Origin of the sequence: Pseudomonas sp. UBA6562, assembly GCF_002434265.1 — a bacterium.
In the GTDB taxonomy this organism is placed as follows: Bacteria; Pseudomonadota; Gammaproteobacteria; order Pseudomonadales; family Pseudomonadaceae; genus Aquipseudomonas.
Genome location: NZ_DJJS01000004.1, coordinates 444,213 through 463,200, shown reverse-complemented (window position 1 = coordinate 463,200; position 18,988 = coordinate 444,213). Strand labels below are relative to the sequence as shown.

Below are 18,988 nucleotides of genomic sequence, written 5' to 3'. Positions count from 1 at the left end.
GGGGTGCTCGGGAAACCGTCGAGCCGCCTCGCCTGGCGGCCTGCGCGGGAAGCTCAACCCTCTGCCATTGCGGTATACTGCACGCTTCGCCTAGAACCAGGTACACCCTGCATGCCCAGCGCCGTACCCCCCGTCGACCTGCTGCTCGTTCCGCAATGGCTGGTACCGGTCGAACCTGCGGGCGTCGTGCTGACCGAGCATGCGCTGGGCGTGCGTGACGGCCTGATCGCCTGGATCGGCCCGCGCCATCGGGCGCCGGCGGCCGCGGAGGTGCGCGAACTGCCCGACTGCCTGCTCGCCCCCGGCCTGATCAACGCCCACGGCCACGCCGCCATGAGCCTGTTGCGCGGCTTTGCCGACGACCTGCCGCTGATGACCTGGCTCGAACAGCACATCTGGCCGGCGGAAAGCCGCTGGGTCGACGAAGCCTTCGTACGCGACGGCACGGACCTGGCCATCGCCGAGCAACTGCAAGGCGGCGTCACCTGTTTCGCCGACATGTACTTCTTCCCCCGCGAAGCCTGCGACCGCGTGCACCGTAGCGGCATGCGCGCGCAGATCGCCGTACCCTTGCTGGACTTCGCCATCCCCGGCGCACGCACCCCCGAGGACGGCCTGCACCAGGCCATCGAGCTGTTCGGCGATTTGCGCCACCACCCGCGCATCAACATCGCGCTGGGCCCGCATGCGCCGTACACGGTCAGCGACGCCAACCTGGAAAAGATCCGCGTCATCGCCGACCAGCTCGATGCGCCCTTGCAGATGCACGTGCACGAGACCGCCCGCGAAGTCGAACAGGCCGTCGAAGAGCATGGCGAACGCCCCTTGGCGCGGCTGTCGCGCCTGGGCCTGCTGGGCCCGCGCATGCAGGCGGTGCACATGACCCAGGTCAACGACGACGACCTGGCCCTGCTGGTGGAAAGCAACACCAGCGTGGTGCATTGCCCCGAATCCAATCTCAAGCTGGCCAGCGGCTTCTGCCCGGTGGAGCGGTTGTGGCAGGCGGGGGTCAACGTGGCGGTCGGCACCGACGGTGCGGCCAGCAACAACGACCTCGACCTGCTTGGGGAAACCCGCACCGCCGCGCTGCTGGCCAAGGCTGTCGCCGGTTCGGCCAGCGCCCTGGACGCCCACCGCGCGCTGCGCATGGCCACGCTCAACGGCGCCCGCGCCCTGGGCATGGAGGCCTGCGTCGGCTCGCTGGAAACCGGCAAGGCCGCAGACCTGGTGGCCTTCGACCTCTCGGGCCTGGCCCAGCAACCGGTGCACGACCCGGTTTCGCAACTTATTTACGCCACTGGCCGGGATTGTGTACGCCATGTGTGGGTCGAAGGCGAACAACTGCTCGACGACCGCCGCCTGACGCGCATGGACGCCGACGCCCTGGCCGCCATGGCGCGCACCTGGGGCGAGCGCATGCGCGCGGAACGCCCATGACCTTCGCCGTTGGCCACCCTTATTAATGAAGCTCTTCCGAGGACCTTTTCCATGAGCAACGTCGATCGCGCCGAAATCGCCAAGTTCGAAGCCCTGGCCCACCGCTGGTGGGACCGCGAGAGCGAGTTCAAGCCGCTGCACGACATCAACCCGCTGCGCGTCAACTGGATCGACGAGCGCGTGAGCCTGGTCGGCAAGAAGGTGCTCGACGTCGGTTGCGGCGGCGGCATCCTCAGCGAAGCCATGGCCCTGCGCGGCGCCAGCGTGACCGGCATCGACATGGGCGAGGCGCCGTTGTCGGTGGCGCGTCTGCACCAGCTCGAATCGGGCGTGCAGGTCGAATACCGGCAGATCACCGCCGAGGCCCTGGCCGCCGAGCAGCCGGGGCAATTCGACGTGGTCACCTGCCTGGAGATGCTCGAGCACGTGCCCGACCCGTCGTCGGTGATCGAGGCCTGCAAGCGCCTGGTCAAGCCCGGCGGCCAGGTGTTCTTCTCGACCATCAACCGCAACCCCAAGGCCTACCTGCTGGCCATCGTCGGCGCCGAATACATCCTCAAGATGCTGCCGCGCGGCACCCACGACTTCAAGAAATTCATCCGCCCGTCCGAGCTGGGCGCCTGGGGCCGCAGCGCCGGGCTGGAGGTCAAGGACATCATCGGCCTGACCTACAACCCGCTGACCAAGCACTACAAGCTCAGCAGCGACGTGGACGTCAATTACATGATCCAGACCCTGCGCGAGGAATGAGCATGCGTTTGCGAGCGGTACTCTTCGACATGGACGGCACCCTGCTGGACACCGCGCCCGACTTCATCGCCATCAGCCAGGCCATGCTCGCCGACCGCGGCTTGCCGCCGGTTGCCGATAAAGTGGTGCGCGACGTCATCTCCGGCGGCGCGCGGGCGATGGTCGGCGCGACCTTCGGCATCGAACCGGAAGACCCGACCTTCGAGCCGCTGCGCCTGGAGTTTCTCGAGCGCTACCAGCGCGATTGCGCGGTGCACAGCCGCCTGTTCGACGGCATGGAAACCCTGCTCGCCGACATCGAGAAGGGCAACCTGCTGTGGGGCGTGGTGACCAACAAGCCCCTGCGCTTCGCCGAACCGATCATGCAGCGCCTGGGCCTGGCCGAGCGTTCCGCCGTATTGATCTGCCCGGACCACGTCAAGCGCAGCAAGCCCGACCCCGAGCCGCTGACCCTGGCCTGCACCACCCTCGACCTGGACCCGGCCAGCGTCTTGTTCGTCGGCGACGACCTGCGCGACATCGAGTCCGGCCGCGATGCCGGCACCCGTACCGCTGCGGTGCGCTACGGCTACATCCACCCCGACGACAACCCCAACCACTGGGGCGCCGACGTGGTGGTGGACCATCCGCTGGAGTTGCGCAAGGTGCTCGACAGCGCCCTGTGCGGCTGCTGAGCCCCTTCACGTTCACCCGATTGCAAGGACACCCGCCATGTTCGACTACACCGCCCGTCCCGAGCTGCTCAAAGACCGTGTGATCCTGGTCACCGGCGCCGGGCGCGGCATCGGCGCCGCGGCCGCCAAGGCCTATGCGGCGCTGGGTGCCACCGTACTGCTGCTGGGCAAGACCGAGGCCAACCTGAACGAGGTCTACGACCAGATCCAGGCGGCCGGGCACCCGGAAGCGGTGGTCATTCCGTTCAACCTGGAAACCGCGCTGCCGCACCAGTACGACGAGTTGGCGGTCATGATCGAGAACCAGTTCGGGCGCCTCGACGGCTTGCTCAACAACGCCTCGATCATCGGCCCGCGCACGCCCTTGGAGCAGTTGTCGGGCGACCACTTCATGCGGGTGATGCACGTCAACGTCAACGCCACCTTCATGCTCACCAGCACCCTGCTGCCGCTGCTCAAGCTGTCCCAGGACGCTTCGGTGGTGTTCACTTCCAGCAGCGTGGGGCGTGTGGGCCGGGCTTACTGGGGCGCCTATGGCGTGTCGAAGTTCGCCACCGAGGGCCTGATGCAGACCCTGGCCGACGAGCTCGAAGGCGTGGCGCCCGTGCGCGCCAACAGCATCAACCCGGGCGGCACGCGCACCAGCATGCGCGCCCAGGCCTACCCCAGCGAAAACCCGCAGAACAACCCGCTGCCCGAAGAGATCATGCCGGTGTACCTGTACCTGATGGGGCCGGACAGCAAGGCCGTGAACGGCCAGGCGCTCAACGCGCAGTAAGCCTCGATGTCAGGGGTGGCCAGCCTGCGCCCCTATTCCCCGGAGTTCGTTTTGCCTGCCATCGCTCTTGTTCGCCTGCTCATGCTCGCCGCCGTCTGGGGGGCGAGCTTCTTGTTCATGCGCATCATCGCGCCGGAACTCGGCACCGTGCCTACTGCGTTCTTTCGCGTGTCGATCGCCTGCCTGGGCCTGATCGCCATCGTCGCCGCCTCGCCCGTTGGCTGGCACTTCCAGGGCAAGCTCAAGGCCTGCCTGCTGTTGGGCATGATCAACTCGGGCATTCCGGCGACCTTCTACGCCGTAGCCGCACAAGTGCTCCCGGCCGGCTATTCGGCGATCTTCAACGCCACCACGCCGTTGATGGGCGTGCTGATCGGCGCGCTGTTCTTCCAGGAAGCCATGACCCCCGCCAAGCTGTGCGGCATCGTGCTGGGCCTGCTCGGCGTCGGCGTGCTCAGCGGCGCCGGGCCGGTGGCGCTGGACGCGACCTTGCTGCAAGGCGCCCTCGCCTGCCTGGCGGCGACCACCTGCTATGGCTTCGCCGGGTACCTGGCGCGGCGCTGGGTCGGCGGCCTGGACAGTCGGCTGTCGGCCTTGGGCAGCATGCTCGGCGCCACGTTGCTGCTGACCCCGGCGTTCGCCTGGAGCGTCGCCACGCAGCCGCCCGCCAGCTGGGGCGGCTGGCAGGTCTGGGGGTCGCTGCTGGGCCTGGGCCTGCTGTGCACGGCTTTCGCCTATGTGCTGTATTTCCGCCTGCTGGGCGAGATCGGCCCGGTCAAGGCCAGCACCGTGACCTTCCTGATTCCGGTGTTCGGCGTGCTGTGGGGCGCTTGGCTGCTGGACGAGCCGCTGTCGCTCGGCCACCTGTACGGCGGCGTGCTGATCGCCATCGCCCTGTGGTTGGTGCTGCGCCCAGCGCGGGTCAAACGCCCGGTTCAAGCATGAGCGGGCACGCCGACCCGGGCTATTACAAAGTGCTGGTGCGTCTGCCGCACGATGCCGACGGCTACCCGACGTCGTCGGTGGAGGGGCTGTGGGCTCAGTTCCTGGATGGTGTATATCGGATCGACAGCCTGCCGTTCCATGCCTACGACATCGCCCCAGGCGACTGGGTCAGCGTACGCCGCGAAGGCCAGGTGTTGTGGGTGGACGAGGTGCTGCACGCCCTCGGCGGCTCGATGCTGCGGGTGCGGATCAAGGCAGGCGAGGAACTGGACGAAATACAGGCCGCGCTACAAGCCTTCGCCTGCCCCTGCGAGCTGGAGCGGTCCACGCGCTTGCTGGCGATCCATGTGCCGGCGCAGGTCAACATCGACCCGCTGCTGTACTTTCTATGGGTACAGCGCGAGGCCGGCGTGCTGGATTTCGAGGAAGGTGTGTTGCGTCATGCGCTGCCGGACGGGTTGCTGCCCGGCTAGCGCGATCGATCGGAGCAGGTCCGTCAGAACAGGTCCATCAGAACAAGTTCGTCAGAACAACCAACGGTACAGCAAGTACGCCACCACGACCGCCAGGATGGGCCGCAGAATGCGGTAGGCCTTAGGGTTGGCGCGCTTGAACTGCTTCACCTGGGCGCTGAACCGGTTGCTGAAGCGCTTGCTCCAGGCATACGCCTGGTTGATGCCGCCGACGCGCTCGTCGTCGGTGTTCTGCGGTGCGGTGGCACGGCCGAGGAAAGCGCTGACCTTGCGGTTGAGGCGGGTCATCAGCGGGCTGGTGAGCGGGCGCTCGACGTCGCAGAACAGGATCACCCGGGTCATGTCGGTTTCGTTCTTCACCCAGTGCACGTAGGTCTCGTCGAACATCACGTCTTCGCCGTCGCGCCAGGCATAGGCTTGACCGTCGACGTAGATGCGGCAGTTATCCGAGTTGGGCGTGGACAGCCCCAAGTGATAGCGCAGGGAACCGGCGAACGGATCGCGGTGCGGGTTGAGGTGGCTGCCGCCGGGCAGCAGGGCGAACATCGCGCCCTTGACGTTGGGAATGCTGCTGACCAGCTCGACGGTGCGCGGGCACAGCGCCTCGGCCGACGGCAGCGGCTTGTCGTACCACTTCAGGTAGAAACGCTTCCAGCCTTTCTTGAAGAACGAGCCGAAGCCTGCGTCGTTGTCTTTTTCGGCGGCGCGGATGTAGCCCTCGTCGAACAGGCGCATGGCCTCGACGCGGATTTCCTGCCAGTTGTCCTTGAGCACGTCCAGCTCGGGAAAGCGCTGACGGTCCAGGTAGGGCTTGGACGGCACGCCGGAGAACAGGTACATCAACGCGTTGTACGGCGCGAACAGCGCCGAATGGTTGACGAACTGGCGCAGTACCGGCAAACGCGCCTTGCCGCGCAGGTGCACGTACAGCACGCTGGCGAAGAACACCAGCAGGACACCCGCCTTGGCGATGAAGGAAAACGTCATGCAACACTCCTTGGAGAGGAAAAACAGGCGATGGCTGCCAGAAATCGCCGGACATCATAAACCCATCCGCCCCACGGCAAAACAACCGGGGACGGATGGGTCGGGGCAGGAGTGTGCGGGTTACCGACCACTGCCGCATTGCGCCTGGTCAGTGGACTTGCGCGACGTGGGGCCTACTGCTGGTTTTCCTGCTCGCTGAACAGGTCGCTGAACAGCATGCTCGACAGGTAGCGCTCGCCGGAGTCGGGCAGGATCATCACGATCGTCTTGCCCTGCATCTCCGGTTTCTCCGCCAGACGCACGGCCGCCGCCATGGCTGCGCCACAGGAAATGCCGCAGAGGATGCCCTCCTCCTGCATCAGGCGCAGGGCCATGGCCTTGGACTCTTCGTCGGTGACCGTCACCACCTGGTCGACGATCGACAGGTCGAGGTTCTGCGGCACGAAGCCCGCGCCGATGCCCTGGATCTTGTGCGGGCTGGGTTGCAGTTCCTGGCCGGCCAGGGTCTGGGTGATCAGCGGCGAGCTGGCGGGCTCCACCGCCACACTGGTGATCGGCTTGCCTTGCGTGTGTTTGATGTAGCGCGAAATGCCGGTGATGGTGCCGCCGGTGCCGACGCCCGCCACCAGCACGTCGACCGCGCCGTCGGTGTCGTTCCAGATCTCCGGGCCGGTGGTCTTCTCGTGGATGGCCGGGTTGGCCGGGTTCTCGAACTGCCCCGGCATGTAATAGGTAGCGGGATCGGAGGCGACGATTTCGGCGGCCTTCTCGATGGCGCCCTTCATGCCCTTGGCGGGCTCGGTGAGCACCAGCTCGGCGCCCAGCGCCTTGAGCACCTTGCGCCGTTCCAGGCTCATCGAGGCTGGCATGGTCAGCAGCAGCTTGTAGCCGCGCGCGGCGGCGACGAACGCCAGGCCGATGCCGGTGTTGCCCGAGGTGGGCTCGACCAGGGTCATGCCCGGCTTGAGTTTGCCGCTGGCTTCCGCGTCCCAGACCATGTTCGCGCCGATCCGGCACTTGACCGAATAACCGGGGTTGCGCCCTTCGATCTTGGCCAGGATGGTCACGCCGCGCGGCGCGATGCGGTTGATCTGCACCAGCGGCGTGTTGCCGATGGAGTGGGCATTGTCTGCGTAGATGCGGCTCATGCTGGGTCCTTGTGCAGGCGATTGAGCCATCAAGGGTAAGCCTGCCCCGGTAGCCCGTAAAGCCCGTTCGAACTCGCGCGACGCGCCCAGGGTCAACCGCCTTGTCGCTTCGAGCAATGGATATGGAGAGTTGTCGATGAAAGCCCGCTACCGTTGGCCGCTGATCGGTGTGGCCACCCTGGTCGTGCTGCTGGTGGCGCTGCATGTGGCGCTACCGATCCTGGTGCGCGACTACCTCAACGACAAACTCGCCGACATGGGCGAGTACCGCGGCCAGGTCAGCGACGTGGACATCGCGCTATGGCGTGGCGCCTACAAGGTCAACGGCCTGAAGATCGTCAAGACCAGCGGCAAGGTGCCGGTGCCGCTGCTCGAAGCGCCGGTGATCGACATTTCGGTGAGCTGGCATTCGCTGTGGTACGACCAGGCCGTGGTGGCCAAGGTGACCTTCGACGAACCGGTGATCAACTTCGTCGACGGCGGCAGCAAGCAGGCCTCGCAGTCCGGTAGTGGCACCGACTGGCGCCAGCAGTTGGACAAGCTGTTGCCCATCACCCTCAACGAAGTGTTGATCCACAACGGCACCGTGAGCTTTCGCAATTTCCAGTCCAAGCCGCCCGTACGCTTGCAGGCCACCCAGCTCAACGCCAGCATCCACAACCTGACCAACGTGCGCGACCAGCAAGGGCGCCGCGACGCCAGCTTCGACGCCAAGGCGCGGTTATTCGGCGATGCGCGGGTGGAAAGCAGCGCCACCTTCGACCCCTTCAGCGACTTCGACGACTTCGAGTTCCGCCTGCGCGCCAGCGACATCACCCTGCGCCAACTCAACGACTTCGCCAGCGCCTACGGCAAGTTCGACTTCAACGCTGGCCACGGCGAAGTGGTGATCGAAGCCCAGGCCGAGGACGGCCGCCTGAGCGGCTACATCAAACCCCTGCTGCGCGATGTGGAAGTGTTCGACTGGCAGCAGGACGTCGAAAACAAGGACAAGGGCTTCTTCCGCTCGATCTGGGAAGCGGTGGTCGGCGCCGGCCAGAACGTGCTGAAGAACCAACCCAAGAACCAGTTCGCCACCCGCGTGAACCTAAGCGGCAGTGTGCACCAGCAGGACATCAGCGCCTTCCAGGCCTTCCTGCAGATCCTGCGCAACGGCTTCGTGCAGGCGTTCAACGCGCGCTACGAGCAGCCCAAGCCCGATACCGACTGACCAACCGCCAACCTGCCCAGGCCGCATTTGCAGCCTGGGCGGCGGCGGTTATAGTCGCTGCCATTGCCCATTTCCGCCCTGAGGACCGTTTCGATGAAATTTGAAGGGACCCGCGACTACGTCGCCACCGACGACCTGAAACTCGCGGTCAACGCCTCGATCACCTTGCAGCGCCCGTTGTTGGTCAAGGGCGAGCCGGGCACCGGCAAGACCCTGCTCGCCGAGCAACTGGCCGCCTCGTTCGGCGCGCGCCTGATCACTTGGCACATCAAGTCGACCACCAAGGCCCAGCAAGGCCTGTACGAGTACGACGCGGTCAGCCGCCTGCGCGACTCGCAACTGGGCGTGGACAAGGTCCACGACGTGCGCAACTACCTGAAGAAAGGCAAGCTCTGGGAGGCGTTCGAAGCCGACGAGCGCGTGGTGTTGCTGATCGACGAAATCGACAAGGCCGACATCGAGTTCCCCAACGACCTGTTGCAGGAACTCGACCGCATGGAGTTCTACGTCTACGAGACTAACGAGACCATCAAAGCGCGGCACCGCCCGATCATCATCATCACCTCGAACAACGAGAAGGAGTTGCCGGACGCCTTCCTGCGCCGCTGCTTCTTCCACTACATCGCCTTCCCCGACCGCGCCACCCTGCAACGCATCGTCGATGTGCACTATCCGAACATCAGCACCTCCCTGGTCAGCGAAGCGCTGGACGTGTTCTTCGACGTGCGCAAGGTGCCGGGCCTGAAGAAGAAGCCTTCCACGTCCGAACTGGTCGACTGGCTCAAGCTGTTGATGGCCGACGACATCGGCGAGGCCGTGCTGCGCGAGCGCAACCCCAGCAAGGCGATTCCGCCGCTGGCCGGTGCCCTGGTGAAGAACGAGCAGGACGTGCAACTGCTCGAGCGCCTGGCGTTCATGAGCCGCCGCGGCAACCGCTGAGGAACCTGGCCCATGCTGCTCAACCTGTTCACCGAACTGCGCGCGGCCAAGGTGCCGGTGTCGCTGCGCGAACTGCTCGACCTGCATGCCGCCCTGGAGCAGCACGTGGTGTTCGCCGACATGGAGCAGTTCTATTTCCTGGCACGCACCATTCTGGTCAAGGACGAACGGCACTTCGACAAGTTCGACCGTGCCTTCGGCGCCTACTTCGATGGGCTGAGCGACCTCGACCGACACCTGGAAGCGCTGATTCCCGAAGACTGGCTGCGCAAGGAGTTCGAGCGCTCGCTGAGCGCCGAAGAGCGGGCGCAGATCCAGTCCTTGGGCGGCCTGGACAAACTGATCGAAGCGTTCAAGCAGCGCCTGGCCGAACAGAAGGAACGCCACGCCGGCGGCAGCAAGTGGATCGGCACCGGGGGCACCAGCCCGTTCGGCTCGGGGGGCTACAACCCCGAGGGCATCCGCGTGGGCGATGCCGGCGAGCGCCAGGGCAAGGCGGTCAAGGTGTGGGAACAGCGTGACTACCAGAATCTCGACGATCAGGTCGAGCTGGGCACGCGCAACATCAAGCTGGCACTGCGGCGCCTGCGCAAGTTCGCGCGGCAAGGCGCGGCGGACGAGTTCGACATCGGCGGCACCATCGACCAGACGGCGCGCGACGGCGGGCTGCTCAACATCCAGATGCGCCCCGAGCGGCGCAACGCGGTGAAGCTGCTGTTGCTGTTCGACATCGGCGGCTCCATGGATGCCCACGTGCAAGTCTGCGAAGAGCTGTTTTCGGCCTGCCGCAGCGAGTTCAAGCACCTGGAGTACTACTACTTCCACAACTTCGTCTACGAGTCGGTATGGAAGAACAACCAGCGGCGCAACGGCGAGCGCATGGGCACCTATGACCTGTTGCACAAGTACGGCGACGACTACTGCGTGATCTTCGTGGGCGATGCGGCCATGGCGCCCTACGAGATCACCCAGCCGGGCGGCAGCGTCGAACACTGGAACGAGGAAGCCGGCTACGTGTGGATGCAGCGGGTGCTGGAGAAATTCAGCAAGGTCATCTGGATCAACCCCTACCCTACCCGCGCTTGGGACTACACGGCCTCGATCGAGCTGGTGCGCGAGATGCTGGAGGGGCGGATGTTTCCCATGACCCTGCAAGGTCTGGAGGAAGGCATCAAGCGCCTCTAGGAGCGACCGGTTCGGCGCTCCTTGAGGCGCCCGTTCAGGCTTGGGCAGCTTTCAAGGCATCCAGGGCGGGCTCGGCGACAATGCCTACTTCGGCAGCCAACTCCAGCACACGTGGTAAGTCATTGCGTGCCACGATCACCATCTGCAAAGGATCGTCGAGCAGTTGGCTGAAGTTCAACAACACATAACCCCCGCCCTCCTTGTTCAGCGCCGCCATCTGCACCTGCATGCGGTTGAGCGCCGTCAACGGCTCGGTGCGCGCCAACTGTTTGGGCTTGAGGTTGAACGCCACGCCCTGGTCGAACGAACCGCTGATGGCTTCGAACAACTGCTGGTAGGTCTCGGCCTGGAACAGCACGGTATCGGGCAGGCTGCCGACCACGACCCACTCGCCCAAAGGCATGGGGAAGCTGTCGTCGTAGTTGATGTCGGGGTTGGCGGCGAGGAAAGCCGCTGGGTCGGCGTAAGCCTGTGCTGCTTCGTCGGCGATGCGGTCGATGTCCTCGTCGAGCATGCAGCCGGCGCCGATGAGGCTGATGAGTTCGCGCAACGAGTTCTTCATGAAGGGGTAGCCTGGCAGAGTGAAAAGGCGCCAAGGATACCCCTGGCTCGGTCAGTCGGCCAGCGCTTGCAGGCGTGCCATGGCCTCTACGGCCCCCATGGTCTGCGCCGCGACCAAAGCGGTCGCACCGCGTGCGTCCCGATGGGCGGGATCGGCGCCGCGGCTCAGCAGGAATTCGAGGATGTCCATACGGTTGAACATCGCCGCCAGCATCAGAGCCGTACGGCCGTCGGCGGCAGCGGCATCGACCGGTACACCGTGTTCGAGCAGCAGTTTGATCATCGGCAGATCGCCTTTGAACGCAGCGCCGGCGATCGGCATCTGCCCGTTGTCGTTGGCCAGCAACGGATCGGCGCCATGTTTGAGCAAAACCTGGACTGCCTGGAAGTGGCCGTGGTAGCTGGCCAGCATCAACAGACTGTCGCCCTTGCCGTTACGCAGGTTGACCGGCAGGCCGCTGTCGAGCAAACGCTCCAGCAGGTCGGCATCGCCACTGCGTGCGCAGTTGAACACCTGTTCGGCGAACGCAGCGGTCTCTTCATCGGTCATGGTGGCAGGGGCAGCGTCTTGCATCGTGATTCTCCTGGCAGATTGTTCACCCAATGATCTGTCAGGCCACTGCGTGGCGACAAAGGTTCAGAAACTATCGGAATGAAAGAGGCAGGCTATCTGACATCGCAGCATTGCAAAATGCACTGTGCAAAATGCATGACCTTGCAGCCTGCATGGGGCGCATATTTCTGAAACATTACAAGCCGTTGATTTTGCTGGGTTTTTTCATGAGCTCAAAGCTGGCATGGTCACTGCAACGTTAGAGGACAGAATCTGCAACCTTCAACGCTCAGGAGTCACCATGGACCTCATTCAGCAAAAATTCACTTCCGTCTTCCCAGGCTATCAAGTCAGCACCCAGCCTCGCCCAGACGGCGGCGTTCTGCTGACCCTGCGCGCTGCCGACAACAAAGTTAGCCGCCGCGTACTGTCCTACGCTCAACTGCACAGCGCCGAGCAACTGTCTTGGGCCATCAGCGCCATCCGCCGCGATCTGGCCGAACAAGCCAGCGAACTGCCGGTGATCTCGATGCTGCAAAGCCAACAACGTTTTGCCCTGCCGACCTACCGCTAAGCCGTAATGTTCATGACGTGGGGCCATGTCTATGGCCCCTTAGATGCATCAGAGTTCATCCATCCCCGGAAATTCGCTGGGCTTGGCACCATCGCCATGCACCGGCACGCTGTTCCCCTCGCCCTTCAGCAAGCGTACCGCGACACAGAACGGTCGTTCTCCTAGGCTCAACCAACGACCGCTGCCGCCGGGCACCCGTAGGGCATCGCCGCGCTCGCACAGCACCGCAAATACCCATTCGCCACGGCGCACGACGAGCTGCGCACGTCCGCTGACAACCACGAAGACTTCATCGACCGAGTAGGCATGTTCCTCTTCGCCTGGCTGTGGCCGCCCTTCCTCGCCATCGCAGTCGAGCACTTCGAAGGCCGTGCAACGTTGCGTGCCGAGTAGCGCTTGCAGCTCATCGCCAAGCGCCTGGGCGACCGCTTCGCGCCCGCCGCCGGGACGGGGCCGTGCGGTCAGTGCGTGCTGGCTGAAATCCAGGCCGTGCTCGGCCAAGGTGGCGGCGATGTCGGTGGCATGGGTCAGGACCTTGTTCGGTTGCTCAGGGGTACGGTGGTGATAGACGCTGAGAATGCTCATCGCAGGGTTCTCCGGGTGGCGTTCAGGGTGAACGCGGTGATCGAGGCGGCCGCCAGTGCAGCGAGGCTGGCCACGGCGAAGGTAAAGGTGGCGCCCAACTGATTCCAGGCATAGCCGGCGTACAGCGCGCCCAAGGCGCCGCCGGTGCCGGACAGTGCGGCGTACAGCGCCTGGCCCTGGCCTTGCTGGCGGGCACCGAAGCTGGCCTGCACGAACGCGATGCTGGCCGCGTGGAAACAGCCGAAGGTGGCCGCGTGCAGCAGTTGCGCCAGCAGCAGGATGGCCGGTACGTCGGCCAGGGTGCCGAGCAATGCCCAACGCAGCGCCGCCAGCACGAAACTGCCTAGCAGCAGGCCTTGGATCGAAATGCGTGCGAACAGGCGGCTCATCAGCAGGAACATCAGCACTTCGGCGACCACGCCCAGCGCCCACAGCAAGCCGATGGCGCCGCGCTCGTAACCCAAATGCTGCAAGTGCAGGCTGAGGAAGGTGTAGTACGGCCCATGGCTGAGCTGCATCAGCGCCACGCAGACGTAGAACGGCAACACTCCCGGCGCGCGCAGCTGGCCCACGAAACCCTCGGCGCCGCGCCGCTCGCCCTGCTCCACCGGCTGCGCGTTGGGCACCCACAGGCTGGCGAGCAGAATACCGCCCATGATCGCCACCACCGCCCAGGGGTAGGCGTCCAACCGCACGTGTTCGAACAACCTGCCCAAGCCGACCACCGCAATGATGAAACCCACCGAGCCCCATAGGCGCACTTGGCTGTAACGTCCGGTCTGCCCATGCAGGTGCGCCAGGGTGATGACTTCGAATTGCGGCAGCACCGCGTGCCAGAAGAACGCGTGCAAGGCCATCACCAGTGCCAGCCAGGCGTAGCTGTGGCCGAAGAAGATCAGCGAGAAACTGGCCAGGGTGCACAAGGCGCCCAGGCGCACGATCAACAAGCGCCGCCCGGTCCGGTCGCCCAGCCAGCCCCACAGGTTGGGCGCCAGGCAGCGCATCAGCATGGGGATTGCCACCAGCTCGCCGATGCGTGCCGGGGCGAAGCCCAGATGGTCGAAGTACAGCGCCAGGAACGGCGCCGTGGCGCCCAGCAGGGCGAAATAGCAGAGGTAGAAGCTGGACAGCCGCCAGTAGGGAATGCTGGGCATGGGCTCCACGTCGGGGCAAGGCGACGACCGTTGCGGGTCGTCGCGAGGGTGATGCCGGCAGGCCCGACTTCGCCCGCCCTGCCGGATGCGCTCAGGCCTGGCCGAGTACCGGGGTGGTGACGCGCACGTCGGCGTTCTGGCCACGGTGGCGCAGCAGGTGGTCCATCAGCACGATGGCCATCATCGCCTCGGCGATGGGTGTGGCGCGGATGCCCACGCACGGGTCGTGGCGACCCTTGGTGACCATCTCCACGGCATTGCCGTCGGCGTCGATCGAACGGCCTGGCACGGTGATGCTCGACGTGGGCTTGAGCGCCAGGTGCGCGACGATCGGCTGGCCGGAGGAAATGCCGCCGAGAATGCCGCCGGCGTCGTTGCTCAGGAAGCCTTTTGGCGTCATCTCGTCGCGGTGCTCGCTGCCGCGCTGGGCGACGCTGGCGAAGCCTGCGCCGATTTCCACGCCCTTGACCGCGTTGATGCTCATCAGCGCGTGGGCGAGCTCGGCGTCGAGGCGGTCGAAGATCGGCTCCCCCAACCCCGGCATCACGCCCTCGGCCACCACGGTGATCTTCGCACCGACCGAATCCTGGTCACGGCGCAGCTGGTCCATGTAGGCCTCCAGCTCCGGCACCTTGGTCGGGTCCGGGCTGAAGAAGGCGTTCTGCTCGACGCTTTCCCAGCCTTTGAACGGGATTTCGATGGGGCCGAGCTGGCTCATGTAGCCGCGCACCCGGATGCCCTGGGTGGCCAGGTATTTCTTGGCGATGGCGCCGGCGGCCACGCGCATGGCGGTTTCCCGTGCCGAGCTGCGGCCGCCGCCGCGGTAGTCGCGGGTGCCGTACTTGTGGTGGTAGGTGTAGTCGGCGTGGGCCGGGCGGAACAGGTCCTTGATCGCCGAGTAGTCCTTGGACTTCTGGTCGGTGTTGCGGATCAGCAGGCCGATCGAGCAGCCAGTGGTGCGCCCCTCGAAGACCCCGGAGAGGATTTCCACCTCATCGGCTTCCTGGCGCTGGGTGGTGTGCCGGCTGGTGCCGGGCTTGCGCCGGTCGAGGTCGTGCTGCAGGTCGGCCAGGGACAGTTCGAGGCCCGGAGGGCACCCATCGACAATGGCGACCAACGCCGGGCCATGGCTTTCGCCTGCGGTGGTGACAGTGAACAGCTTGCCGTAGGTATTGCCGGACATGGACGCTCCGCGAATCTGCCTGAAGTGAACGAAGCGCAGCAGTATACGGAAAATGGCCGGGGTTAGGCGCTGCCGTTTGGTCATGCCGGCCGGTCTCGGCCCAGGTGCCTGAACAGCACGCCAGAACCTTCGGCAGACGCCCCGGTCAGAACACCATCCCTCCATGTAGCGCCCTTCCATGCCTTCGCGTCTCGTCGCTGTGCTCCTGTTGTGCCTGTTCGCACCTCTCTCCTACGCCGCGGCGCCGACCGTGTCGCAACGCCCGATCGAGCTCGACACCGGCCAGGGCGTACTGCATGGCAGCCTGCTGTTGCCGCAGCAGGACACCCCGCCGCCGGTAGTGCTGATCATCCCCGGCTCCGGCCCGACCGACCGCGACGGCAACAACCCGGCTTCGGGCCGGGTCGACAATCTCAAGCGTCTGGCCTTGCTGCTGGCCAAGCAGCACATCGCCAGTGTGCGCTACGACAAACGTGGCGTCGCCGCGAGCCAGCCGGCCACGCCCGACGAGCGCGACCTGAGCGTCGAGCGCTACGTCGCCGACGCCGTCGCCTGGGGCCGCCAGCTACGTGCCGACCCGCGCTTCGGGCCGCTGATCATCGTCGGCCACAGCGAAGGCGCGCTGATCGCCAGCCTTGCCGCCGAAGACGCCGGGGCCAGCGCCGTGGTCACCCTGGCCGGCAGCGGCCGGCCCATCGCCCAGGTGCTGCGCGAGCAACTGGCCAAGCGCTTGAATCCGGCCGACATGCTGCGCGGCAACCTGCTGCTCGACCGCCTGCAAGCCGGCCAGACCAGCCTCGATGTGCCCAGGCCCTTGCGCCAGGCCTTCCGCCCAAGCGTGCAGCCTTACGTGATTTCCCTGTTGCGCCAGGACCCGGCCGCCGCCTTCGGCCGCCTGAAGATGCCCGCCCTGATCGTCCAGGGCCGCAACGACGTGCAGGTCGAGGTGCTCGATGCCGAGAAGTTGCAAGCGGCCAAACCCGATGCGCAGTTGGTGTTGATCGACGGCATGAACCACATGCTGCGCATCAGCCCGCGGGACATGAGCGAACAGCGCGACAGTTACAGCAACCCGGAACTGCCCTTGGCGCGGGAGCTGGGCGAGCGCGTGGTGGCCTTCATCCGCGCCCTGCCCCAGGACTGAGCGGCGGCCCTCAGGTTGCGGCGCGGGCGGCCGATAACCCGGCATCGATGCTGGAACGCGCCGCCCCGCCCTGCCCTGTGCATCGCCGACACGTACCCGAGGACTTTCCATGACCGTCGCCCCTACCGGCGCTGAACCTGCCGCCGCGCCGCAGGACCCGCCCAGTGCGCCCCTGCCCTGGGCCGACGCCGCCGCCGAACAATTCCAACTGCTGCGCCTGAGCCCGCTGCCCACCGACCGCCACGGCGCGCACCCGCTGCGTTTCGTGCAGTTCGGCCATGTGGAAAGGCACAGCCCGGCCCACAGCTTGCTGCGCCTGGAGATCCGCCTGCCCGGACAAATGACGCACAAGGAGCAGAATCGTCTGGACGTGCGCGTCGACCACGGCCTGCGCCAGGTGCAACTGGGCGGCGGGCAGAGCCTGAACCTGGAGCCGAGCAACCGCGGCTTGGGGCGTTTCCTGCTGGCCCAGGCCGGCAAGTGGCTGCAAGGGCGCTGGCCCGACTACCGGATCGAATCCCTTGAACTGCCGGCGCGTGACGCCATGAACGACGACCTGCGCCTGCGCCGCGATCAGGTGCTGCGCAGTTTCGGCCTGGAAATCGCCTACGCCGACGGCCAGCCGACCAAGGGCCATACCCTCGACAGCGTGGTCAGTCAGTTGCGGCCTTACTGGAACGAGGAAAAGGTGCAGGCCCTGCAGGTGCTCGACAGCGCGGCGATGCTGCAGCAGGCCGAACAGCAACTGCAGGAAATGACCGCGCAGTTGCGCGAACGCGACGAACGCATGGCGCGGGTCGAGCGCGAAGACAGCGGCCTGCGCTTCACCATCACCTGCCTGGTGGCCTTCGCGGTGTTCCAGGCCGGCCTGCTGATCTTCATCGCCACCCGCTAGCTGCGCGTGCTGCAGCGCGCCGCTGTGCGGCGTCCACTGCACGGCACCCGTCGCACGACGCCTGTTGCACGACGCCCGCCAACGCGGCGAGCACGGCAAACCCATCAGGCCCGTGCGCGGAACAGATCCTGGTGCTGGCGGCACTGCTCGGCGGACAGCATGAACACGCCATGCCCGCCGCGCTTGAACTCGAGCCAGGCGAAGTCCACTTCCGGATAGCGCTGTTCGACGTGCACCTGGCTGTTGCCGACTTCGACGATCAGCAGGCCCTTCTCGGTCAGGTGGTCGGCCGCTTCGGCCAGCATGCGCCGCACCAGGTCCAGGCCATCGTCGCCGCAGGCCAGGCCCAGCTCCGGCTCGTGCTGGTATTCGGCCGGCATGTCGGCGAAATCCTGCGCATCGACATAAGGCGGGTTCGACAGGATGAGGTCGAAGCGCTGCTGCGGCAGGCCGGCGAAACCGTCGCCCTGCACGGTGAAGACGCGCTCTTCGAGGCCATGGCGTTCGATGTTCTGGTTGGCGACCTCCAGGGCGTCGAACGACAGGTCGGCCAAGACCACTTCGGCGTCCGGGAACACGTCGGCGGCCAGGATGCCGATGCAACCCGAGCCCGTGCACAGGTCGAGGATGCGCGTCGGCTCGCTGCCCAACCAGGGTTCCAGGCGCGCTTCGAGCAGTTCGCCGATGGGCGAGCGGGGAATCAGCACGCGCTCGTCGACGATGAACGACAAGCCGCAGAACCAGGCTTCGCCCAGCAGATAGGCGGTGGGAATGCGGTCTTCGATGCGGCGCTTGAACAGGTGTTGCAGGCGCACGCGCTCGTCGTCTTCGAGCTGGCAGTCGAGGTAGGCGTCGGCCACTTCGAACGGCAGGTGCAAGGCGCCGAGCACCAGTTGGCGCGCTTCGTCCCAGGCGTTGTCGGCGCCGTGGCCGAAGAACAGGTCGTGTTCGTGGAAGCGGCTGACCGCCCAGCGAATGTGGTCGCGCAAGGTGCGCAGGCGGGAAGTGATCACGGTGGACTCCTTGGAAGGCAGCGGGAAAGTCTATCAGTCTGCGTCTGTAAATGTTTCTCCGAACGTGCCGTCATGTAGCCACAGGCCAGCAACTGCGCCGCTTGCGCTGTCAAGCATTCCCATTGTCGTCGCGGCAGAGGACAATGGCGCGCAACAGCCCTATCCCAAAGGAGCCCTTGATGTCCGTTGCAACCACGATGCTGCGTCTGAGCGGTCGCGATTATCCGCCGGCCAAGTTGAGCCAGGCCAGCCTGATCATCATCGATGCGCAGAAGGAGTACCTCAGCGGTCCGCTGGCGCTGTCGGGCATGGACGAGGCCACGGCCAACATCGCCCGTCTGCTCGATGCCGCCCGCCTGGCCGGGCGCCCGATCATCCATGTGCGTCATCTGGGCACCGTGGGCGGTCTGTTCGACCCGCAGGGTCCACGCGGCGAATTCATTCCGGGGCTCGAGCCACGCGAGGGCGAATTGGTGATCGAAAAGCGCATGCCCAATGCCTTCAAGAACACCAAGCTGCATGAAACCCTGCAGGGCCTCGGCCACCTCGACCTGATCGTCTGCGGCTTCATGAGCCACTCGAGCGTCAGCACCACCGTGCGCCGCGCCAAGGACTACGGCTACCGCTGCACCCTGGTCGAAGACGCCAGCGCCACCCGTGACCTGGCCTTCAAGGACAGCGTGATTCCCGCCGCGCAGATCCACCAGTGCGAGATGGCGGTGATGGCCGACAACTTCGCCTGCGTGGCGCCGACCGCCAGCCTGATCTGAGGCCGACGCCTGCGCATGTCGCGGCCAGAC

21 protein-coding genes are annotated in these 18,988 nt (G+C 65.8%); 13 read left to right on the top strand and 8 right to left on the bottom strand.

Annotated elements, in window-relative coordinates; all coding sequences use genetic code 11:
• Positions 1 to 111: 111 nt before the first annotated feature.
• The 6 genes from B4M43_RS06380 to B4M43_RS06355 are packed head-to-tail and all read left to right on the top strand — an operon-like array spanning position 112 to position 5,057.
• Positions 112 to 1,437, top strand: a complete 1,326-nt coding sequence (locus B4M43_RS06380; RefSeq protein WP_296265212.1) for a TRZ/ATZ family hydrolase — start codon at positions 112 to 114, stop codon at positions 1,435 to 1,437.
• Positions 1,438 to 1,488: 51 nt separating this feature from the next.
• A complete protein-coding gene (ubiG, locus tag B4M43_RS06375) occupies positions 1,489 to 2,187 on the top strand; it encodes a bifunctional 2-polyprenyl-6-hydroxyphenol methylase/3-demethylubiquinol 3-O-methyltransferase UbiG (RefSeq protein ID WP_296265210.1) in 699 nt (232 codons plus the stop codon).
• A gap of 2 nt (positions 2,188 to 2,189) precedes the next feature.
• Positions 2,190 to 2,861: an N-acetylmuramic acid 6-phosphate phosphatase MupP gene (gene mupP, locus B4M43_RS06370; RefSeq protein WP_296265208.1), complete on the top strand. Its 672-nt coding sequence runs from the start codon at positions 2,190 to 2,192 to the stop codon at positions 2,859 to 2,861.
• Between the two features lie 37 nt (positions 2,862 to 2,898).
• A complete protein-coding gene (locus B4M43_RS06365; RefSeq protein ID WP_296265206.1) occupies positions 2,899 to 3,639 on the top strand; it encodes a YciK family oxidoreductase in 741 nt (246 codons plus the stop codon).
• A gap of 51 nt (positions 3,640 to 3,690) precedes the next feature.
• A complete protein-coding gene (locus B4M43_RS06360) occupies positions 3,691 to 4,584 on the top strand; it encodes a DMT family transporter (RefSeq protein WP_296265205.1) in 894 nt (297 codons plus the stop codon).
• Positions 4,581 to 5,057: a DUF4265 domain-containing protein gene (locus tag B4M43_RS06355; protein ID WP_296265203.1), complete on the top strand. Its 477-nt coding sequence runs from the start codon at positions 4,581 to 4,583 to the stop codon at positions 5,055 to 5,057. Before B4M43_RS06360 ends, B4M43_RS06355 begins: the two co-directional genes overlap by 4 nt.
• Positions 5,058 to 5,108: 51 nt before the next feature.
• Here B4M43_RS06355 and B4M43_RS06350 read toward each other — a convergent pair whose 3' ends face one another.
• Both B4M43_RS06350 and cysK read right to left on the bottom strand, forming a co-directional pair.
• Complete coding sequence (locus tag B4M43_RS06350; protein WP_296265201.1) at positions 5,109 to 6,044, bottom strand: aspartyl/asparaginyl beta-hydroxylase domain-containing protein; 936 nt, start codon at positions 6,042 to 6,044, stop codon at positions 5,109 to 5,111.
• Between the two features lie 173 nt (positions 6,045 to 6,217).
• Positions 6,218 to 7,192, bottom strand: coding sequence for a cysteine synthase A (gene cysK / locus B4M43_RS06345; protein ID WP_296265199.1), 975 nt, complete (start codon positions 7,190 to 7,192; stop codon positions 6,218 to 6,220).
• 136 nt (positions 7,193 to 7,328) lie between these two features.
• Here cysK and B4M43_RS06340 point away from each other — a divergent pair, with 136 nt between their 5' ends.
• The 3 genes from B4M43_RS06340 to B4M43_RS06330 all read left to right on the top strand — a co-directional run bounded on the left by B4M43_RS06340 (position 7,329) and on the right by B4M43_RS06330 (position 10,526).
• A complete protein-coding gene (locus tag B4M43_RS06340) occupies positions 7,329 to 8,402 on the top strand; it encodes a DUF748 domain-containing protein (RefSeq protein WP_296265197.1) in 1,074 nt (357 codons plus the stop codon).
• A 93-nt stretch (positions 8,403 to 8,495) separates the two neighbouring features.
• Positions 8,496 to 9,341, top strand: coding sequence for an AAA family ATPase (locus B4M43_RS06335; protein ID WP_296265195.1), 846 nt, complete (start codon positions 8,496 to 8,498; stop codon positions 9,339 to 9,341).
• A gap of 12 nt (positions 9,342 to 9,353) precedes the next feature.
• Positions 9,354 to 10,526 (top strand): vWA domain-containing protein, encoded by a 1,173-nt coding sequence (locus tag B4M43_RS06330; RefSeq protein ID WP_296265194.1) that lies wholly within the window; start codon positions 9,354 to 9,356, stop codon positions 10,524 to 10,526.
• Positions 10,527 to 10,560: 34 nt separating this feature from the next.
• Here the strand turns inward: B4M43_RS06330 and B4M43_RS06325 are convergent, their stop codons facing one another.
• Positions 10,561 to 11,088, bottom strand: coding sequence for a hypothetical protein (locus tag B4M43_RS06325; RefSeq protein WP_296265192.1), 528 nt, complete (start codon positions 11,086 to 11,088; stop codon positions 10,561 to 10,563).
• Positions 11,089 to 11,139: 51 nt separating this feature from the next.
• A complete protein-coding gene (locus B4M43_RS06320) occupies positions 11,140 to 11,661 on the bottom strand; it encodes an ankyrin repeat domain-containing protein (protein WP_296265190.1) in 522 nt (173 codons plus the stop codon).
• A 280-nt stretch (positions 11,662 to 11,941) separates the two neighbouring features.
• Between B4M43_RS06320 and B4M43_RS06315 the strand changes: the two genes are divergently transcribed.
• Positions 11,942 to 12,214, top strand: a complete 273-nt coding sequence (locus B4M43_RS06315; RefSeq protein ID WP_296265188.1) for a DUF3509 domain-containing protein — start codon at positions 11,942 to 11,944, stop codon at positions 12,212 to 12,214.
• Positions 12,215 to 12,262: 48 nt separating this feature from the next.
• Here the strand turns inward: B4M43_RS06315 and B4M43_RS06310 are convergent, their stop codons facing one another.
• From B4M43_RS06310 to aroC, 3 genes are all read right to left on the bottom strand, one after another.
• Positions 12,263 to 12,799: an oxidase gene (locus B4M43_RS06310; RefSeq protein ID WP_296265185.1), complete on the bottom strand. Its 537-nt coding sequence runs from the start codon at positions 12,797 to 12,799 to the stop codon at positions 12,263 to 12,265.
• On the bottom strand, positions 12,796 to 13,953 hold the full coding sequence (locus B4M43_RS06305; RefSeq protein WP_296265183.1) for an MFS transporter: 1,158 nt from the start codon (positions 13,951 to 13,953) through the stop codon (positions 12,796 to 12,798). The genes B4M43_RS06310 and B4M43_RS06305 overlap by 4 nt, the downstream gene beginning before the upstream one ends.
• 91 nt (positions 13,954 to 14,044) lie before the next feature.
• Positions 14,045 to 15,136 carry a chorismate synthase gene (gene aroC / locus B4M43_RS06300; RefSeq protein ID WP_296265181.1) on the bottom strand — a complete coding sequence of 364 codons (1,092 nt, stop codon included), beginning with the start codon at positions 15,134 to 15,136 and terminating at the stop codon, positions 14,045 to 14,047.
• Between the two features lie 178 nt (positions 15,137 to 15,314).
• Here aroC and B4M43_RS06295 point away from each other — a divergent pair, with 178 nt between their 5' ends.
• Both B4M43_RS06295 and B4M43_RS06290 read left to right on the top strand, forming a co-directional pair.
• Entirely contained in the window at positions 15,315 to 16,280 is a 966-nt protein-coding gene (locus tag B4M43_RS06295) for an alpha/beta hydrolase (protein WP_296265179.1), read from the top strand.
• Positions 16,281 to 16,389: 109 nt separating this feature from the next.
• On the top strand, positions 16,390 to 17,175 hold the full coding sequence (locus B4M43_RS06290) for a hypothetical protein (protein ID WP_296265177.1): 786 nt from the start codon (positions 16,390 to 16,392) through the stop codon (positions 17,173 to 17,175).
• Positions 17,176 to 17,279: 104 nt separating this feature from the next.
• Here the strand turns inward: B4M43_RS06290 and prmB are convergent, their stop codons facing one another.
• Entirely contained in the window at positions 17,280 to 18,188 is a 909-nt protein-coding gene (prmB, locus tag B4M43_RS06285; RefSeq protein WP_296265175.1) for a 50S ribosomal protein L3 N(5)-glutamine methyltransferase, read from the bottom strand.
• Between the two features lie 179 nt (positions 18,189 to 18,367).
• Between prmB and B4M43_RS06280 the strand changes: the two genes are divergently transcribed.
• Positions 18,368 to 18,958, top strand: coding sequence for a cysteine hydrolase family protein (locus B4M43_RS06280; RefSeq protein ID WP_296265173.1), 591 nt, complete (start codon positions 18,368 to 18,370; stop codon positions 18,956 to 18,958).
• The last annotated feature ends 30 nt before the right edge of the window (positions 18,959 to 18,988 follow it).

Coding starts and splice junctions, on each gene's coding strand:
- B4M43_RS06330 (WP_296265194.1), top strand. CDS start 9,354: ATGCTGCTCAACCTGTTCACCGAACTGCGCGCGGCCAAGGTGCCGGTG.
- B4M43_RS06335 (WP_296265195.1), top strand. CDS start 8,496: ATGAAATTTGAAGGGACCCGCGACTACGTCGCCACCGACGACCTGAAA.
- cysK (WP_296265199.1), bottom strand. CDS start 7,192: ATGAGCCGCATCTACGCAGACAATGCCCACTCCATCGGCAACACGCCG.
- B4M43_RS06305 (WP_296265183.1), bottom strand. CDS start 13,953: ATGCCCAGCATTCCCTACTGGCGGCTGTCCAGCTTCTACCTCTGCTAT.
- B4M43_RS06315 (WP_296265188.1), top strand. CDS start 11,942: ATGGACCTCATTCAGCAAAAATTCACTTCCGTCTTCCCAGGCTATCAA.
- aroC (WP_296265181.1), bottom strand. CDS start 15,136: ATGTCCGGCAATACCTACGGCAAGCTGTTCACTGTCACCACCGCAGGC.
- B4M43_RS06355 (WP_296265203.1), top strand. CDS start 4,581: ATGAGCGGGCACGCCGACCCGGGCTATTACAAAGTGCTGGTGCGTCTG.
- B4M43_RS06320 (WP_296265190.1), bottom strand. CDS start 11,661: ATGCAAGACGCTGCCCCTGCCACCATGACCGATGAAGAGACCGCTGCG.
- B4M43_RS06325 (WP_296265192.1), bottom strand. CDS start 11,088: ATGAAGAACTCGTTGCGCGAACTCATCAGCCTCATCGGCGCCGGCTGC.
- B4M43_RS06365 (WP_296265206.1), top strand. CDS start 2,899: ATGTTCGACTACACCGCCCGTCCCGAGCTGCTCAAAGACCGTGTGATC.
- B4M43_RS06295 (WP_296265179.1), top strand. CDS start 15,315: ATGCCTTCGCGTCTCGTCGCTGTGCTCCTGTTGTGCCTGTTCGCACCT.
- ubiG (WP_296265210.1), top strand. CDS start 1,489: ATGAGCAACGTCGATCGCGCCGAAATCGCCAAGTTCGAAGCCCTGGCC.
- B4M43_RS06350 (WP_296265201.1), bottom strand. CDS start 6,044: ATGACGTTTTCCTTCATCGCCAAGGCGGGTGTCCTGCTGGTGTTCTTC.
- B4M43_RS06340 (WP_296265197.1), top strand. CDS start 7,329: ATGAAAGCCCGCTACCGTTGGCCGCTGATCGGTGTGGCCACCCTGGTC.
- B4M43_RS06280 (WP_296265173.1), top strand. CDS start 18,368: ATGTCCGTTGCAACCACGATGCTGCGTCTGAGCGGTCGCGATTATCCG.
- mupP (WP_296265208.1), top strand. CDS start 2,190: ATGCGTTTGCGAGCGGTACTCTTCGACATGGACGGCACCCTGCTGGAC.
- B4M43_RS06380 (WP_296265212.1), top strand. CDS start 112: ATGCCCAGCGCCGTACCCCCCGTCGACCTGCTGCTCGTTCCGCAATGG.
- B4M43_RS06310 (WP_296265185.1), bottom strand. CDS start 12,799: ATGAGCATTCTCAGCGTCTATCACCACCGTACCCCTGAGCAACCGAAC.
- B4M43_RS06290 (WP_296265177.1), top strand. CDS start 16,390: ATGACCGTCGCCCCTACCGGCGCTGAACCTGCCGCCGCGCCGCAGGAC.